The following is a 16,133-nucleotide window of genomic DNA, read 5'->3' as shown; positions in this document are numbered from 1 at the left end:
TTCAGCGCTACGGTGGGAGGCGTGCGTGACGAAAAAGCGAGGGCGTGCCCGATGTGCGGAACGCCCACGACTCCTCCGAAGCGGGGCCGCCCGCCCGTCTACTGCTCCCGGAGCTGCCAGGCCCGCGCATACCGCCGGCGCAAGCAGCACCTGACCTCTCCGGCCGCACCGCCCGCGGCGCGGCCGACGGACACCCGGGCGCGCCAACGGCGCCGGATCGCCGAGGCGGTGTGGCGCATCGCCGCCGAGCGGGGGCTGGACGCGGCGAGCATGCGCACGATCGCGGCCGAGGCCGGAGTGTCGCTGCGGGCGGTCCAGCACCACTTCGGCAGCAAGCACACCCTCCTGGTCGACGCGCTGCGCCTGCTGCACGAGGAGAACGAGCGGCTGGCCAGGACGCGCATCCGCCACGACATGTCGGACCCGCGCGGACTGCTGCGGGGGCTGCTGGACGAGTTCCTGCCGCTGGACGAGCAGCGCGCCTTCGCCCTGCGGGTGCTCGCGGCGTACTACGCCCGCAGCCTGACCGACCGGTCGCTCGCGGCGGTCTTCCTGGCCGCCGAGCAGCCGCTGGAACAGCTCGTCGCCGACATCATCGAGGCGGGCCAGGCGACCGGGGACGCGGTGCCGGGCCTCGACCGGCGGCACGAGGCCGACCTCCTGGTGGCGGGGGCCACGGGCCTGGGCGTGGACGTTCTGCACGAGCGCCGCTCCTTGGCGGACGCCCGGGCGGTGCTGGACTACCACGTGGCCCGGATCTTCCCCACGGACACCGCCGCGCTGCCCGGTGGCTGAGCACGGACCGGAGCCGTAGGGGTTCTCCATCGCCCATGCGGAGAGGGAGCCCTGCTTCCCGGGGTCGTTAGCCTGAGGGGCGATGGACGAGCTGATCGCTCCGCTCCTGGAGCACCTGGACCGGGAGGACCCGGGGAACGTCGTCGGCGTCTATCTCTACGGCTCCGCCGGCGCCTCCGGGCTGCGTCCGGACAGCGACATCGACCTGCTCGTGCTCACCCGCCGCTCGCTGACCGCACCCGAGCGTGCCGCGCTGGTCTCGCTGCTGCTGGACATCTCCGGATGGCACGGCCACGCCGAACGCTTCCCCGAAGCGGCGCACCGGCGCCCCATCGAACTGACCGGCATCGTCCTCGACGACATCCACCCGCTGACGGACACGCCTCGCCGCGACGTCCAGTACGGCGAGTGGCTCCGCGAAGACTTCGTCAACGGCCGCCTTCCGCAGCCCACGGACGATCCCGACACCGTCGTCCTCCTGGCCACGGCCCACTCGGCGCACCGGGTACTGCGCGGCCCCGCGTTCGGTGACGTCGTCCCCTCCGTCCCGCCCGAACTGCTCAGGAACGCGGTCCTCGCCGTCATCCCGGACGTCCTGGAAGGGATCGAAGGCGACGAGCGCAACGCCCTCCTCACCCTGGCGCGCATCCTCGTCACGCTCGACACCGGCCGGATCGTCTCCAAGGACGCCGCCGCCGAGACGGTCGCACGGACGCTCACGGCGACCGAGCGTGATCTGCTGGAGCGTGCCCGGGCCGGCTACCTCGGCACGATCACCGACGACTGGACCGATCTCACCTCGCAGGTGGCCGCACTCGCCCACACCCTCGCGGGCCGGGCGCAGCGGCACGGTCCACAGGACACGCTTTAGGCGGAAGCGGCCGTCCCTCCCCGGACGGCCGCGACGAACGAGGCCCACGCGGGCGCCCCGAAGACGAGCACCGGCCCGTCCGGGACCTTGCTGTCACGGACGGGCACCACACCCGGCACCCCGTCGGCGACCTCGACGCAACTGCCGCCCTCGCCGTTGCTGTAGGAGGACTTCCGCCACAGCGCCGCACCGGGGAAGCCGCCCGCCACCTCGACGCAGTTGCCGCCTTCTCCGCCGCTGTACGACGACTTCCGCCACAGCGCCGCGCCCAGCTCAAGCTCTGTGCTCATTCGCGTAGTCCTCCGCCACCGATTCGATCAGGGACAGGGACGCCTCCGGGGACAGCGCGGCGGCCCTGAGCAGATCGTAGGACAGTTGGCACTGCGCGACGGTGGCCGGATCGTCCAGCAGATTGCCCGTGGCCGTGCCCTCGACGTACGCCACGGGCGGGGCATCGGTGAAGGTCATGAGGGCAGTCATGCTGCTCAGTGCGGGGGCGCCCGCCGAGAACGGGAGCACCTGGATCACGGCGCGGCGGCCCTTGATCATCTCTGCGATGTGGTGGAGGAGTTCGGCCATCACCGCAGGACCGCCGACGGGGCGCCGGAGCACGCTCTCGTCCAGCACCGCCCAGAAGAAGGGCTTCTTCGGCCGGTGGAGGAGCTTCGCCCGTGCCAGTCGGGCCTGGATGTGCTCCTCGATCTCCTTCTCCGGAGCCAAGGGCTGATGAGCGAGGAAGACCGCCCGTGCGTAGGCCGCCGTCTGGAGCAGGCCGGGGACGAACAGCGGGTCGTACTCGTAGATGCTCGTCGCCGACAGCTCCATGTCGACGACCTCGGTGAAGTACTTCGCGTACGGCGACCGGTCGATCATCTCCCGGCAGAAGCGCTCGAAGAAACCGCCCGTCTTCAGCTCCACGTCGATGCGCTGCGCCACGTCGAGCTGCGGCTTGCGCACGGCCACCTCGAACTGGCCGATGTACGCGCCGGAGACGTAGACGCGCTCCCCCAGCTCCTGCTGGGTGAGGCCCGCCGCCTCGCGGCACCGCTTCAGCTCCGAGCCGAAGAACTCCCATCCCAGCCTGGGCTGGTTCACGCCCCCGATGCCGGTCTCCTTCGCCATGACACCCTCCCCTTCGCGGTACGGCCCGTACGGCCGGTGTGTGCGGTACGTGACCACACTAGACGCGGAGGGTGACAATCGAAGCACGCACCGTGATAGTCATACCGGGGCACGACGGTCGCGGACGCACGGGGGCGGCCGGGACACGGAGTGGCCCGGCCGTCGATCAGTGGTTCTGCTGGGGATCGGTGGATCAGGTGTGTCCCGGGCCGCCGGAGCCGAAGCCGCCGCTGCTGCCGGGGTTCCAGGTGCGCCGTTCGTCGGGGCTGCTGGGGCGGGTGTCCTCGTGTTCCTGGAGCTCGTGGGGGTACCGGCGCCTGCCGTCGGTGGGGATCGGCTCGTCGTCGCGGATGCCGTCCTCGTAGCCGCGCGGGTTCTCCGGGCGGGGGCCGGCTTCGGTGGAGATGCCCTCGTCGCCCCGGTTGAGCAGGCGCAGCCCGTACACCACGGCCAGGATCAGCAGGGCCGCCACCACGAGTCCCGCGACGAACGGGCCGATGCCGATCGTCAGGTCGGAAGCCGCCAGGGGGATGTCGTCCGCTGCGTGTGTGCCGTTCATGGCCTTCGGGTACCCCCCTCCGGTCGGGTCACTCGTCCGGGGCAACGCGACCGTACCGGCGGTGGGCCCCGGTCACCCCTCCGTCACCCCGCGGCGCGGGCCGCCTCCGCCGTCAGGATGGCGTCCCGGTAGGTGCGGGCCGCCGCCCGCAGGGCCGTCTCCGGGTCGGTGCCCTCGGCCTCGGCGCGGGCGGCCAGGGCCAGCAGTTCGTAGCCGACGCCCTCGCCCGCGGGCAGGGGGGCGTCGATGCCCGCCGTACGGGCCCGGCCCGCCAGCTTCGCGGCCAGGGCGAGGGCGGGCTGGCCCAGCGGGACGCCCTCGGTCACCGACGTCCGCCGCTTCTCGACCGCCTTGGTGCGCAGCCAGTGGGCCTTGACGTCCTCGGGGGTCTCGGCGGTCTCGTCGCCGAAGACGTGGGGGTGGCGGTGGATCAGCTTCTCGACGATCGTGCCCGCCACGTCGTCGACGGAGAACGGCTCGTCCGGGTCGTCCTGGGCGATCCGGGCGTGGAAGACCACCTGGAGCAGCACGTCGCCCAGTTCCTCGCGCAGGGCCTCGCGGTCGCCCTCCTCGATGGCCTCGACCAGCTCGTACGCCTCTTCGAGGCCGTACTTGGCCAGGTCCTCGTGGGTGCGCACGCCGCTCCAGGGGCAGTCGGCGCGGATGCGGTCCATCACCTGGACCAGGTCGAGCAGGCGGGCGCCGGGCAGGTCGTAGGAGCCGGGCAGCAGCTCCAGCTCCGGCATCGCCTCGCGGCCCGTGCCGGCCAGCCGGGCGAGCCCGTCGGTCAGGCGCGGCTCGCCCTCGGCCCCGGCGATGACGACGACGGTGCGGCCCCCGCTCCCGTCCCCGCCGTCCCCGCCCGCGCAGGCGTCCACCAGTTCGCGGGCCGTGGGCTCGGCGATCTCCACCGTGACGCCCGCCTCGCGGACGTAGGGGAGCTGCGGGTGGTCCGGGTCCGCGCACAGCACGCGGTCGGCGGTGCGCAGCGCCTGCCAGGCGGGCCAGGACAGCAGTCCGGGGGCGACGCGGTGGCTGGTGGTGAGCAGGACGATGCGGCCGGTGGCGGGGGCCGGAGCGGAGGGGGAAGCGTTCACGCTCCGAACGTAACCGATGCCCGGCGGTCCCGATGCGGGGCGGCCCCGATGCGGGGCGGCCCCCGCGCGGGGGCCGCCGGGACCGCCGGGCCGGGCGCGTCAGGCGGGCTGCTGCGGCTCGGGCCGGGAGACGTTCTTGATCCACGGCTCCTCGGTCTCGGCCAGGGTGATCTGCCGGTCGTCCCAGGTGCCGTAGCGCGGGTTGACGGTCACGTCCAGCTTCCGGGACGCCTCCGCCAGCGCCTCCGTCATCCTCTGCTGCCCCTGCGGGGTCTGGACGTCCACGCCCAGCTTCCCCGCCAGCCGCTGGACCAGGAGCTGGGCGCGCACCGCGTCGTCGATCTCGTCCGGGGCCACGGCCCGCTGCCGGAGCATCATCGAGCGCAGCTCGTCGGCGCCGCCCACGCTGCGCTCGGCGTCCTCGCGGGCCCGCTGGACGTCGCCGCGGGTCACCGTCACCCCGGCGTCCTCGGCGGCCCGCTCCAGCACCCGCTGGAAGACGAGGGTGCTGAGCGTGCCCCGGGTGAGCTGCTCGGTGTTCTTGACGAGCTGGTCCCCCTCGCCCGTGGCGCGCTGCGCGTCCCGTACGGCCCGCACCTTCGACTGGACCTGCGAGACCGTGATCCGCTCGCCGTCCACGACGGCCGCCGCACCGGGGTGGGCGTCACTGCCGCACGCGGTCAGCAGCGGCGCCGCGACGAGCACCGCTGCCGCGGCTGAGAGGGAGAGCGAGGTCCTGCGGCGGAACATTGAGCCTCCTGTGTGCGGCGGTGGAACGGTTGGTACGGGCGGTTGTGGAGGAACACCTGTGCATTGCCGTCCCGGCGATGATCGATGCTAGGCAGTCCGCACGGCTCCCACCACCGTTTCGACACGGTTCCGGCCCCCGATCCGGCCAACGAGCGGGCGGCGCCGGGGATGCGCGGCGGCGCGGGCAGTGTTCGCCCGTCGTTCCCGTTCCGTACACCCGGGTGCCCAAGAGTTGCCCCCGTGTCCAATGAAACAGCCGTGCAGACCCCGGAGCGCGGCCCCGAACCGGGCTCCGGGCAGAGCGATCCCCGGCAGGCCCCCCTTACCGGCCTCACCGGCTCCGCCGCTCCCGCCGGTGTCCCGGCACCCCGTCCCCCGGCGGCCGCGGTCGCCACGGCCGCCCGGGAGGCCCCCGCCGCGTCCGTCCCGTCCCCGTCCGGCCGTCCGCCCGGGGAGGCCCGCCCGCGCCGGGAGCACCGGCACGACATCGACCTGATGCGGCTGATCTGCTCCTGCGCGGTGATGCTGGGGCACGTCGGCGGCGCGTTCATCGCCGCGGCCGGGAACGACCCGGCGGGCGGCTCCGGCGTGTACTGGACCGGGCACGTCGTGGAGGGGCTCAACCCGTTCGCGGTGCCGATGTACTTCGCCATCGCCGGGTGGGCCGTGCTGGTCGGGGCGCCGCCGGAGGACGGCCGCCGGATGTGGCGGCGGATCGTGCGGAACGCGGTGCCGATGTTCGTCTGGACGGCGCTCTACCTGGCCTGGGGCTGGGCGTGGGGCACGAACGACCGGCCCGTCCACCGGCTCGCGGTGGACTCCCTGTTCGGCTCGGTCCGGCCCGCGTACCACCTGTGGTTCATGTACGCCTACCTCCCCCTGATCGTGGCGCTGGCGTTCGTGGTGCTGGTCAGGGCCGGGAAGCGGCCGTGGGGCCTGGGCGCCGTGCTGCTGGTGATCGCCTCCGCGCCCTCCCTGATGGGGGACCTGGAGCGGTGGACGGGCCTGGACCTGCCGCACTTCGGCTGGGGCTTCGGGGTCTACCAGCTCATGTACGCGCTGGGCGGCGCGCTGCTGTTCGCCCTCCCGGCCGGTGCGCTGAGCAGGCGGCGGTGGCCGTGGGCGGTGCCGGTGCTGCTGACGATGGCCGGGGTGTTCTGGTACCAGACCCAGGTCCACTACGTGATCCCGAACGCGCACGTCCTCGTCGCGGTGATGACCGGCGGCCTGCTGCTGATGGTCACCCGGGTGCGGGTGCCGGAGCGGTGGCGCCCGCTGCTGTCGAAGCTGGCCGGGGCGTCGCTGGGCGCCTACATGGTGCACGTGATGGTGATATCGGCGATCGCGGAGCCGCTGATCTCCCCGGAGCTGTCCGCGGCGGTGGCGGCGCCGCTGTTCGTGGCCCTGTTCGCCGCGACGGTCGCGGTGTCGTTCGGGGCCAGCCTGCTGTGGGGGCGGCTGGGGCTGAGGAAGTACCTGGGCTGAGGGGCGGTGCGGCCGGTGCGCCGGACCGCCGGCACCCGTGGTCCGGCCAACTCCCCGCCGGGCCACGGGTACGGTGCATCCATGCATGCCAACGGGGCGGAGACACAAGGCCGTCAGCACCAGCAGTACCGGCAGCGCGGGCACGTCCTGCTGATCGCCGGGGACCGCGCCACCCACCGGCGGCGCCCGCAGCTCACTCCCAGCGCGAACCTCGCGGCCCTGACCACCGTCCCCACCCCGGTGCTGCTGGGCAGCGACGTCCCCACCGACGTGGTGCACCTCGACGGCGTCCACGACCCCAACTCCGTCCTGCTGCGGCTGCGTGCCGCCGTCGCGGCCCCCGGCCCGGTGCTGCTGTACCTCTCGGGGCGCCTCACCGCCGACCGGCGCCGGCACGAGCTGCACCTGGCCCTCACCGGCACCACCGCCGGGACCGTCCGCTACAGCGCGCTGCCGTGGTCCTGGCTCCGCACCGAGCTGCGCACCCGCCCGGCCGGGACCACCGCCGTCTTCGTCGACCTCGCCGCGGACCGGCACGCCTGGGCCCAGTTGCGGGAGCGGCCCGACGTCCTCGACGGGGACCTGCCGCTGTGCGGGGTCGTCGTACCCCCCGGCCTGGCCGGCGGCGACGGGGCCAGCCCCTACACCCAGCACCTGGTCGAGCAGTTGCGGCAGCAGTCCGCCCGGCCCGGCAACAGCCGCCTGCACGCGGCGACGGTGGCCGCCGCCGCGCTGCCGCCGGGCACCCTGGTCCTGCCCCGGACCGGGCAGCTCACCGTCGCGCCCGGGTTCGACGCGCCCCAGACCAACATCCAGCGCCTCCTGGCCCAGGTCCAGCAGCGGCGGGCGTCCCAGCCGCCCGCTCCCCCGGCGCCGCCGCGGGAGGACCCCGCACCGCCCGCGGACCAGCAGTCCGGAACGGACCAGCGGCCCGCCGCCGACCCCGCCTCCTCCGCGCCGCTTCCCGTCCGGCCGGCGCAGGCGCCGCCGCCCCCCGCACAGGCACCCGTACAGGACCCGGCGCAGGCTCAGGCGCAGGCACCGGCCGCAGCGCTGCCCGCCGTGGCCCAGCCGTCCGCCGAGGTGGACCCGCGCCCGATCATCTGGCAGACGGCGCAGGCCGGACGGCACCAGGAGGCCGCCGCGATGGCCGCCGCATGGGAGCAGGTGGCCAGGCGCCGCTACGGGCCGAGTTCCGCGGAGGCCATCCACTGGGCCGAGATCCGCGCCGACCTGGCACGCATCGCCGAGAACTACCCGCTGGCCACCCGGCTGTGGATAGCCGCCGCCCGCACCCGCCTCGCCCACCAGGCCCACGACGCCCCCGAGCTGCTCGCCGCCGCCCAGGGCGCCCACTACTGCTGGCAGCACGTCACCGACGCGGACGCGGCGAGGGAGCTGGGGCCGGACCTGATCGCGCTGCTGCGGCAGCTCCCCGCCCTCGACCCGCGCCACGTGCCCGTGGCCCAGAGCCGGCTGGACGCCCTGGACTCCCGCGCCCACTCGCCCGGCTGAGGCCCGCCGGGCGAGCCCCGCCGACCGGGTCCCGCCGGGCGAGGGCGCCGTCAGCCCTTGCGGCCGCGGGCGGTGGCCCGCTTCACCCGGCGCGCGGCGCGCAGCGCGGTCGCGCTGCCCGGCAGGCGGCGCACCAGGCCGGGGGTGAGACCGCCGGGCAGGCCGAGCGCGGTCAGCCGGCGCCGCTTGAAGTAGCGCGCGGTGTCGTCGCCGAAGTGCGCGGTCAGCCACGCCTCGGTCTCGGCGCGCAGGCCGGGGTAGCGGTCGGCCTGCATGCAGTACCCGACCGCCCGGACCAGCGGCTCGATCCGCCGCACCGCCTCCTCCGAGTCGGTGACCACCGCGCCCCGCGCGCCCCCGCCCGCCTCCGGCTCCCCGGTCTCCAGGTCGGGCACGAGGGCGTCGACGATGGTCAGCGGGATGCGGTTGCTGTTCTGGTACGGGGTCAGCCGGTCCAGCAGCAGTTCGGTGCCCACCCGGGCGATGGGCACCCCGTACAGGGCGGAGGCGGTGAGCATCGCCGTGGAGAAGCAGCCCACCACCAGGCGGGGGCGGTACCGCCGGAACACCGTCTCGGCCAGCATCGGCCGCTCCGGCACCACCAGCCGTACGCCCGTGTCCGCGGCGGCCTTCTCCAGCACCCTGGAGTAGCGGGCCGGGGCCGTGGGGTGGGGCTTGAAGAGGACGGAGCGGTGTCCGGCCGCGGCGGCGCCGCGCAGCATCCGCTCGTGCAGCGCCTCCTCCTCGTCCACGGTGAGGATGCCCAGCGCCGCCAGGTACTGGCCCAGCAGGACGGCGGTGGGGGCGGCATCACTGGCAGGGGCCGTGTCGTCGTCGGCGTCGGCCGTGTGGTCGTCGGCGTCGTCGAGTTCGTCCAGGACGGCCCGGAAGGTCTCGCTGGGCACCAGCTCGGACGGCACCCCGTACTCGGTGAGCAGCAGCGGCGTCAGGCCGGGCACGAGGTCGAGGTGGAGCAGGCGCTGGATGCGGCAGGCGGTGGTCTGCGGCAGCTTCTCGCGGGTGGGCCCGTAGCTCATCAGGCCGTCGGCGTACACGTGGACGGACGCGTCCGCGAACACCGTGGCGAGCGCCTTGGCCGGGCTGACGTGGACGGACTCCACGACGAGGTCCACCGGCCCGTCGCCCAGTCCCCAGCTCGCGCGGAACATCCGCTCCCACAGCGGGGAGTCGTTGGCCGCCGGGGTCCAGGTGCTGGGGTGGTGCGGGCGGATGGTGTCGTTCCAGTCCACCACCTGGTCGAAGCGGGCGGCGAGCCGGTGCCAGCCCTGCATCCCGTCCAGCCGGGAGGCGGTCTCGGGCACCTCGGCGTTGTTGGAGACCAGCAGCACGCGCCGGGCCCTGTGGCGCGGCCCGAACAGGCCCGCGTCCAGGGCGGCCGCCAGCGTGGCGGCGCCGTAGAGGGTGGAGACCTCGAAGAGCTGGACGGGCGTGCGCGGGCCGGACGCGGTTCCGACTGCGGTTCCGGCGCCGGGGATGGTCGTCTCCTCCGTGTCGGGCATGTCAGGCCGCCTTCCGTGCCGCGCCGCCCAGCAGCCGCCGCAGCGTCCTGGCGCGCTCGTGGTCCATGGACTCCAGGGTCCGCTCCAGCACCTCGCGCGGCATCCGGCGCAGCGCCGCCGCCGACTCGTGCTTCAGCCGCCGCGCGGCGGAGGGCTCGTAGCGGTGCGCGCTCGCCGCGTGGAAGGCGATCATGGCGCAGTAGGTCCGCACGATCTTGGGCAGGAAACGTTCCGCCTCGCGGTCGGCGGTCACCTCGGCCAGGATCAGGTCGTGGGCCGGTATGAAGTCCAACTGCCGGGCGTCGCGGATCTGGGTCAGCGAGGTGGTGACCCCGCGCCGGTAGAAGACGCCCAGCAGGCCGACGGTCGCGAAGGTCTTCGCCCGCAGGTGGAGCTGCCAGGTGAACACGCGGTCCTCGGCGGTGCGCAGGTGGGTGGTGAACCGCATCCCCGCGCCCTCGCCGGTGTCGAACAGGCCGCGGCGGTAGATCCCGGCCCAGACGAAGGGGTAGTCCACCATCGTCTCCATCTCCGGCGGCGCGATGGCGTCCCGGGGATCGACCACCGCGTCCCGCCGGCGCGCGGGCGCCCGTTTGACGGCGCGTTCGCGGCCGGTGCACCGCACGTGGTCGGTGCGGACGAAGTCGCAGCCCAACTCCTCGATGGAACGCACCAATTGGTCCAGGTAGCCGGGCGCATACCAGTCGTCGCCGTCGAGGAAGGTCAGGTACTCGCCCTCGGCGGCCTCGATGCCGGAGTTGCGGGCCTGGGCGATCCCCCGGTTCTCCTCGTGCCGCACCAGCCTGGCGTTCGGCAGGTCGGTCACGGCCCGGTCGAGGATCTCCGCGGTGGCGTCCGTGGAGCAGTCGTCGACGAGGATGAACTCCGTCCCCGGCCGCGCGTTGGCCGCGAGGCTGCGCAGGGTGTCCTGCGCGTAGTCCTGGACGTTGTGGAAGGGGACGATGACTGAGAGCTTCGGCACGTGGTTTCCAGACGCTACGGGCAGGTCGGCGCGGCCGGGCGGCGGTTGGCCACACCTCCCGGCCCGCAGGGGGAGGCTAGCCGCGCGCCGGTCCCGGCGGATGCCCGTCAGGAGACGGCCGGATGAACTCTGGGCGTACGGTCGGTGGAGGCTGCCGGACCCGTCAGTCCGTCCGCCCCCGCGCCCGCTCCCGCGCCGCCAGCAGCACCTCCGCGCCCACCGGGCGGTAGCCGGCGGCCTGGAAGGCGCGGACGCTGGGGGCGTTGCCGGGCGCCTGCTGGGCCCACAGCGGGGCGCCGGCCGGGACCAGGTGACGCGCCGACAGCGCCAGCGCGCGGCCCAGCCCCTTCCCGCGCGCCCGCCCGTCCACCTCGACGGCGACCTCCCAGCGGCCCGCCACGCCGCGGCCCAGCACCACCACCCCGCCGTCGGCCTCCCACACCCGCACCTCGTCGCGGAAGAGCAGGGCCCGCGCCACGCGCGGGTGGCCGGGGTCGTCGAGCCCGGTCAGCGGCAGGGGCGGCGGGCCGGGCAGCGGAGCGGCGACGGACAGCAGGTCCACGGTGCCCGCCACGCGCCCGGTCCGGGCGGTCAGATCGGTCAGGAAGGACGGGCTGAGCGCCGCCCCCAGCGCATCGCCCGGCGCCCGTCCGATCCGCTCCCGCACCCAGGCCGGGTCCTCGTCGGTGAACACCACCGAGTGCGCGGCCAGCGCCAGCACGCCCGCGTCCCGCGCCGAGGGCTGGGGGACGACGGTCACCGAGCCGTCCGGCGCGGGGAACACCCCGCGCGCCGCGTCCGCCAGGATCTCCGCCAGCGCGCCGCCGTCCCGGCCCGTCATCCGCCCGCCCCCTCACGCCGCCCGGACCTCACAGGGGGCCGACTCTGCCACACGGGCGCCCCGCGGGCGCCCCACGGGGCGTCAGAGGTGGTCGCGGGGGAGGCTCTGGTTCCAGGTGCGGGAGAACACCCGGTCCTCCCCCTCGTAGCCGTCGAGCGTCGCGTGCAGCAGGAACTCCGTCCCGGTGCACCGCAGCACCGTGCGGGTCACCGTCCGCACGCTCCAGTCGCCGCGCGAGAACGCCATCGTCCACGCGGACTCGCCGCGGACGGAGGTGAAGTCGTCGGCCACCGAGTCGTAGCGCTCGTAGGCGCGGCGGCGCGCGTCCAGGCCGATGCCGTCGAAGCGGATCGTCCCGCCGTCCTTGACGATCTCCAGCGACGACCCGTAGTCCACCAGGTCGCGGGAGACCCGCCAGCGCTGCTCGGGCGGGGTGAGCCGGGTGGTGGTGATCGGCTCGGCCCCCTCGGGCTCCTCGAACGCCCTGCCCCCGACCCCGTCGGGCACGCCGTTGGGGCGCACCGGCAGCGTCAGGGTGCTGGCGCCGGTGTGCACGCTCAGCAGCACCGGACGCGGCGGCGGCCAGGCCAGCGGCCAGTAGGACGTGGACAGCGACAGCCGGATGCGGTGGCCGGGCGGGAAGGCCTGTGCCACGCCGTTGAGCTGCACCGTGGCCCGGTAGCGGCGGCCCGGCTCCAGCGGCTCGGGCTCGTCGCGGCCGCCGGCCCGGGTGAGGTTCAGCAGCCCGTAGGTGACGCGGGTGGCGCGGCCGTCCGGGGCCACGTCCGACAGCCGGGCGGCCACCATCGCCACCGGTTCGCTCACCGACAGCTCCAGCTCCACCGTCGGCGCGCCGAGGATCTCCACCCGCTCGGTGAGCGGCTCGCTGTCGAAGACCATCGACCCGCCGTCCTCCTCGCGCTGGTCGTACGGCAGGTCCGGCGGCGCGTTGTACGAGGCCCACTTCCCGGCGAACTGGCCCACCGACAGCGGCGACTGCACCGTCAGCTCCGCCTCCTCGACGCGTTCGCCGGGCGCGCCGATCCGGTGCCGGCCCAGCGGGTGCGCCACCGGCCGGATGTTCGGGGACGGCCAGGCGGGCTCGCCCACCCAGCGGCCGGGCCGCTCCTCGTAGGAGGTGGACGGCGGGACGCTCTCCTGCATCCACGCCCGCAGCACGGGGGTGTCCATCACCCCGTTGTCGATCCCCTTGAGCCAGTGGTCCCACCAGCGCACCACCTCCTGGAGGTAGCCCACGGCGGGGCCGGGCTGCCCCAGGTGCGGGTACTTGTGCGACCACGGCCCGATCAGGCCCCTGCGGGGCACGTCCAGGTGCTCCAGCAGGCGCGTGACGGCGTTGGAGTAGCCGTCCGCCCAGCCGCTGGAGGCCAGCACCGGCACCCGCACGGCCGTGTAGTCCTCGCAGACCGAGGCGTGCCGCCAGTAGTCGTCGCGCCGCTGGTGGCGCAGCCACTCCAGCGCCCACGGCCGGGTGTTCTCCAGCCGCTCGTACCACATCTCGCGCCACCGCTCCCCCACCAGCGCCGGGTCCGGCGGGCAGGTGGCGTAGGCGAACATCGTGCCCGCCTCGGCGAGGTTGTCCGACAGCAGGCAGCCGCCCATGTAGTGCATGTCGTCCGAGTAGCGGTCGTCGGTGAAGGAGGAGATGACGACGGCCCGCAGGCTCGGCGGGCGGCGGGCGGCGACCTGGAGCGCGGCGAAGGCGCCCCAGGAGAGGCCCATCATTCCGGTGTTGCCGTCGCACCACGGCTGTTCGGCGAGCCAGGCCAGCACGTCCTCGGCGTCGGACTGCTCCACCTCCAGGTACTCGTCGCGCAGCACCCCCTCGGACTCGCCGGTGCCGCGCAGGTCCACGCGCACGCACGCGTAGCCGTGCCCGGCGATGTAGGGGTGGTGGATCGAGTCGCGCACGGAGGTCAGGTCGCGCTTGCGGTACGGGATGTACTCCAGTACCGCCGGCACCGGCTCACCGTCGGAGGAGACCGGGCGCCAGACGCGGGCCGACAGCCGGGTGCCGTCGGAGACGGGGATCCACAGGTGCTCCTCTTCCTTGACCGCGTACGGCAGGCTGGTCACATAACGCACGGCCGGTCCTGCTCCTCTCCCCGCCCGGTCAGGCGGACTTCCCGGCGGTCTTCCCGGCGGTCTCCTCGGCGGACTCCTCGGCGAACTCGAAGGGCAGCGACGCCACGCAGTGGTCGTACTTCCGCCGCATCTCCCCCTCGCTGTCGGCGCCGACGAAGATGTGCGCGAGCTCGTAGCTGTAGCTGTCCTGGCCCGGCATGTCGGACAGCCGCCGCCCCACCGACGGCTGGACCGCGACCTTCACGCCGGGCACCTCGCGCTCCAGCCGCTCGATCTCCTCGCGCGTCGGCACCCGCCGCACCAGGCCGTCGGTGAACTGCCGCAGGTACCACTTGGCGGCCACCTCGTAGGGGCCCTTCCGGTAGGGCAGTTGCGGGTCGCGGCCCAGCGCCAGGCTGAGCATGCAGTGGTGGTTGGGCACGCCGTCGACGAACTCGAACAGCTCGGCGTGGGACTGGGAGTGCCGCGGGTTGATCTCCAGCAGGCTGATCTCGTCCCTCGCCGCGTCGTAGAAGTACTCGATGCTGAACGTCGCCCAGTCCAGCCCGATCCGCTCGATCACCCGCCGGGAGACGTCCTTCAGTCGCAGCACCACCGGCTCGGGCAGGGCGGAGGGGTACTGGTGGCGCATGAAGCAGGGCGTGCCGGGATAGTTGATGGAGTCCAGCACCCCGTAGACGGTGACCTCGCCGTCGTACACATAGCCCTCGACCGCGGCCTGCACCCCCGACAGCGCCTCCTCGGCCAGGCACGCCCGGCCGCCCGCCCCGGCGACCTCCGGCGGCAGGTCGAGCCGGTCCAGGATGAACTCGAAGGGCCGGCCGATGCGGTCGACGCCCTCCCGTATCCGGGCCACCGCCCGCCGGAACTCCTCCTCGTCCGCCACGCCGAAGGCCAGTTCCGAGGAGTAGGACTTGACCGGCTTGAGCCACATCGGGAAGCGCAGGCCCTCGGGCGGCCCGTGATCACCGTCGAGGTCCACCAGCGAGAACCGCGGGTGCTCCTCGATCACCTCGCGCTGCACCAGGCGGCTCCAGTACTTGTGCTCGCACTTGACCACCGACTCCAGGCTCGTGGCGCGCGTCCCGTAGCGCTCGGCCAGGATCGGCACCAGCGTGCTGACGGGGAAGTCCCAGTAGCCGACGATGGCGTCGATGCTGCCGTCGAACGCGTCCAGTTCCCGCTGGGCCTTGCGCAGCAGGTCCGCCACGGGGATCTCGCCGTGCTGGAGTTCCTCGATGCCCAGCAGGGGGTGGAACCGGTAGTCCACCGCCTGCGGCACATCGCGCAGCGCCCCCAGGTTCTTCTCGTCCAGTCCGATGACGAACACGTTCGCCTGACCCACTGTCGACTCCCTCGTGCCGTTGGTCGTGCTGTTCGATCACGAGTCCTTCCGGCTACCCGAGGGCCCGAGTGAGCATTCCCCCACATGGGGTGACCGGGGGCGAAAGGGACGAAGCGGTGACAGGGTGGTGAAGGCGCGGTGGAGGAGAGGGCGGCGGGGCCGGCAGGCGCGCTGCCCGCCGGCCCCCGGGCCCGTCACCAGCGGTGGTGGACCTGCGCCCGGATCCGCCGGTCGTACAGGTCGGCCACCGCGTCCAGCGTCTCGCGCGGCAGCGGCGGCAGCGCGGCGGCCTCCGCGTTCGACCGCGCCTGCTGCGGCGACCGCGCCCCCGGGATCACCGAGGTCACGCCCGGCTGCTGGATGATCCAGCGCAGCGCCGTCTGCGCGGGACTGGCGCCCTCCGGGGCCAGGTCCGCGAACTCCGCCGCCGCCTCCAGACCGGTCTCGAAGTCCACGCCCGAGAACGTCTCGCCCTGGTCGAAGGCCTCGCCGTGGCGGTTGAACGTCCGGTGGTCGTCCGGCGGGAACACCGTCTCGCGGGTGTACCGGCCCGACAGCAGGCCGGAGGCCAGCGGCACCCGGGCGATGATGCCCACCCCCGCCCCGGCCGCCGCCGGAAGCACCTCCTCAAGGGGCTTGAGCCGGAACGGGTTGAGGATGATCTGCACGCTCGCCGTCCCCGGCCGCGCGATCGCCGTCAGCGCCTCCGCGCAGGTCTCCACGCTCACCCCGTACGCCGCGATCCGCCCCTCGGCCACCAGCGTGTCCAGGGCGTCGAACACCTCGTCCGAGGAGAACACCGGCGTCGGCGGGCAGTGAAGCTGCACCAGGTCCAGGGTGTCCACGCCCAGGTTGGCGCGGGAACGGTCCGTCCAGGCGCGGAAGTTCTCCAGCGTGTAGTGCTCCGGCCGCTGCTCCACCCGGCGGCCCATCTTCGTCGCCACGAACACGTCCGCGTCCGGGCGCTCCCGCAGGAACCGGCCGATCAGCCGCTCGCTGCGGCCGTCCCCGTACACGTCCGCCGTGTCGAAGAACGTGACGCCGCTCTCCACGGCCGCGTCCAGCACCGCCAGGGCGTCCTCCTCGCGCACCCGGCCCCAGTCGGCACCCAACTGCCAGGTGCCCAGCCCCACGACGGACACCTC

15 protein-coding genes are annotated in these 16,133 nt (G+C 74.1%); 4 read left to right on the top strand and 11 right to left on the bottom strand.

From position 1 onward, the window contains the following. Positions 1–21 precede the first annotated feature (21 nt). Together VE546_RS23940 and VE546_RS23935 are read left to right on the top strand one after the other, a co-directional pair. Positions 22–795, top strand: coding sequence for a TetR family transcriptional regulator C-terminal domain-containing protein (locus VE546_RS23940; protein WP_324925756.1), 774 nt, complete (start codon positions 22–24; stop codon positions 793–795). 82 nt (positions 796–877) lie between these two features. Continuing rightward, positions 878–1,666: an aminoglycoside adenylyltransferase domain-containing protein gene (locus VE546_RS23935; RefSeq protein ID WP_324925754.1), complete on the top strand. Its 789-nt coding sequence runs from the start codon at positions 878–880 to the stop codon at positions 1,664–1,666. Here VE546_RS23935 and VE546_RS23930 read toward each other — a convergent pair. From VE546_RS23930 to VE546_RS23910, 5 genes are all read right to left on the bottom strand, one after another. Next, positions 1,663–1,956 carry a DUF397 domain-containing protein gene (locus VE546_RS23930; protein WP_324925752.1) on the bottom strand — a complete coding sequence of 98 codons (294 nt, stop codon included), beginning with the start codon at positions 1,954–1,956 and terminating at the stop codon, positions 1,663–1,665. The two genes, VE546_RS23935 and VE546_RS23930, sit on opposite strands and share 4 nt — an antisense overlap. Continuing rightward, positions 1,940–2,788, bottom strand: coding sequence for a helix-turn-helix transcriptional regulator (locus tag VE546_RS23925; RefSeq protein ID WP_324925750.1), 849 nt, complete (start codon positions 2,786–2,788; stop codon positions 1,940–1,942). The genes VE546_RS23930 and VE546_RS23925 overlap by 17 nt, the downstream gene beginning before the upstream one ends. Positions 2,789–2,981: 193 nt before the next feature. Next, the gene (locus VE546_RS23920) at positions 2,982–3,347 is read right to left on the bottom strand and encodes a DUF6479 family protein (RefSeq protein ID WP_324925748.1); all 366 of its coding nucleotides are present in this window, start codon (positions 3,345–3,347) and stop codon (positions 2,982–2,984) included. Positions 3,348–3,430: 83 nt separating this feature from the next. Further along, a complete protein-coding gene (locus VE546_RS23915; protein WP_324925746.1) occupies positions 3,431–4,444 on the bottom strand; it encodes a nucleoside triphosphate pyrophosphohydrolase in 1,014 nt (337 codons plus the stop codon). Between the two features lie 99 nt (positions 4,445–4,543). After that, positions 4,544–5,194, bottom strand: coding sequence for a SurA N-terminal domain-containing protein (locus VE546_RS23910; protein WP_324925744.1), 651 nt, complete (start codon positions 5,192–5,194; stop codon positions 4,544–4,546). A 240-nt stretch (positions 5,195–5,434) separates the two neighbouring features. Between VE546_RS23910 and VE546_RS23905 the strand changes: the two genes are divergently transcribed. Both VE546_RS23905 and VE546_RS23900 read left to right on the top strand, forming a co-directional pair. Next, positions 5,435–6,679, top strand: coding sequence for an acyltransferase (locus tag VE546_RS23905; protein ID WP_324925742.1), 1,245 nt, complete (start codon positions 5,435–5,437; stop codon positions 6,677–6,679). A gap of 81 nt (positions 6,680–6,760) precedes the next feature. Continuing rightward, the gene (locus VE546_RS23900) at positions 6,761–8,194 is read left to right on the top strand and encodes a hypothetical protein (RefSeq protein WP_324925740.1); all 1,434 of its coding nucleotides are present in this window, start codon (positions 6,761–6,763) and stop codon (positions 8,192–8,194) included. A 50-nt stretch (positions 8,195–8,244) separates the two neighbouring features. Here VE546_RS23900 and VE546_RS23895 read toward each other — a convergent pair whose 3' ends face one another. From VE546_RS23895 to VE546_RS23870, 6 genes are all read right to left on the bottom strand, one after another. Beyond that, on the bottom strand, positions 8,245–9,714 hold the full coding sequence (locus tag VE546_RS23895) for a polysialyltransferase family glycosyltransferase (RefSeq protein ID WP_324925738.1): 1,470 nt from the start codon (positions 9,712–9,714) through the stop codon (positions 8,245–8,247). Position 9,715: 1 nt separating this feature from the next. Then, complete coding sequence (locus VE546_RS23890; protein ID WP_324925736.1) at positions 9,716–10,696, bottom strand: glycosyltransferase family 2 protein; 981 nt, start codon at positions 10,694–10,696, stop codon at positions 9,716–9,718. Positions 10,697–10,859: 163 nt separating this feature from the next. Continuing rightward, a complete protein-coding gene (locus tag VE546_RS23885; protein WP_324925734.1) occupies positions 10,860–11,537 on the bottom strand; it encodes a GNAT family N-acetyltransferase in 678 nt (225 codons plus the stop codon). Positions 11,538–11,618: 81 nt separating this feature from the next. Beyond that, complete coding sequence (locus VE546_RS23880) at positions 11,619–13,643, bottom strand: CocE/NonD family hydrolase (protein WP_324925732.1); 2,025 nt, start codon at positions 13,641–13,643, stop codon at positions 11,619–11,621. 28 nt (positions 13,644–13,671) lie between these two features. Next, on the bottom strand, positions 13,672–14,988 hold the full coding sequence (locus tag VE546_RS23875; protein WP_324925730.1) for an ATP-grasp domain-containing protein: 1,317 nt from the start codon (positions 14,986–14,988) through the stop codon (positions 13,672–13,674). A gap of 194 nt (positions 14,989–15,182) precedes the next feature. Then, on the bottom strand, positions 15,183–16,133 hold a 951-nt coding region (locus tag VE546_RS23870), incomplete at its 5' end, for an aldo/keto reductase (RefSeq protein WP_324925728.1).

It is taken from the genome of Streptomyces sp., assembly GCF_035644915.1.
Classification (GTDB): Bacteria; Actinomycetota; Actinomycetes; order Streptomycetales; family Streptomycetaceae; genus Streptomyces.
Note: the sequence above shows the minus strand (reverse complement) of the source record. Positions and strands in the feature narration are given on the sequence as shown.

Coding starts and splice junctions, on each gene's coding strand:
- VE546_RS23935 (WP_324925754.1), top strand. CDS start 878: ATGGACGAGCTGATCGCTCCGCTCCTGGAGCACCTGGACCGGGAGGAC.
- VE546_RS23930 (WP_324925752.1), bottom strand. CDS start 1,956: ATGAGCACAGAGCTTGAGCTGGGCGCGGCGCTGTGGCGGAAGTCGTCG.
- VE546_RS23925 (WP_324925750.1), bottom strand. CDS start 2,788: ATGGCGAAGGAGACCGGCATCGGGGGCGTGAACCAGCCCAGGCTGGGA.
- VE546_RS23920 (WP_324925748.1), bottom strand. CDS start 3,347: ATGAACGGCACACACGCAGCGGACGACATCCCCCTGGCGGCTTCCGAC.
- VE546_RS23910 (WP_324925744.1), bottom strand. CDS start 5,194: ATGTTCCGCCGCAGGACCTCGCTCTCCCTCTCAGCCGCGGCAGCGGTG.
- VE546_RS23900 (WP_324925740.1), top strand. CDS start 6,761: ATGCATGCCAACGGGGCGGAGACACAAGGCCGTCAGCACCAGCAGTAC.
- VE546_RS23895 (WP_324925738.1), bottom strand. CDS start 9,714: ATGCCCGACACGGAGGAGACGACCATCCCCGGCGCCGGAACCGCAGTC.
- VE546_RS23885 (WP_324925734.1), bottom strand. CDS start 11,537: ATGACGGGCCGGGACGGCGGCGCGCTGGCGGAGATCCTGGCGGACGCG.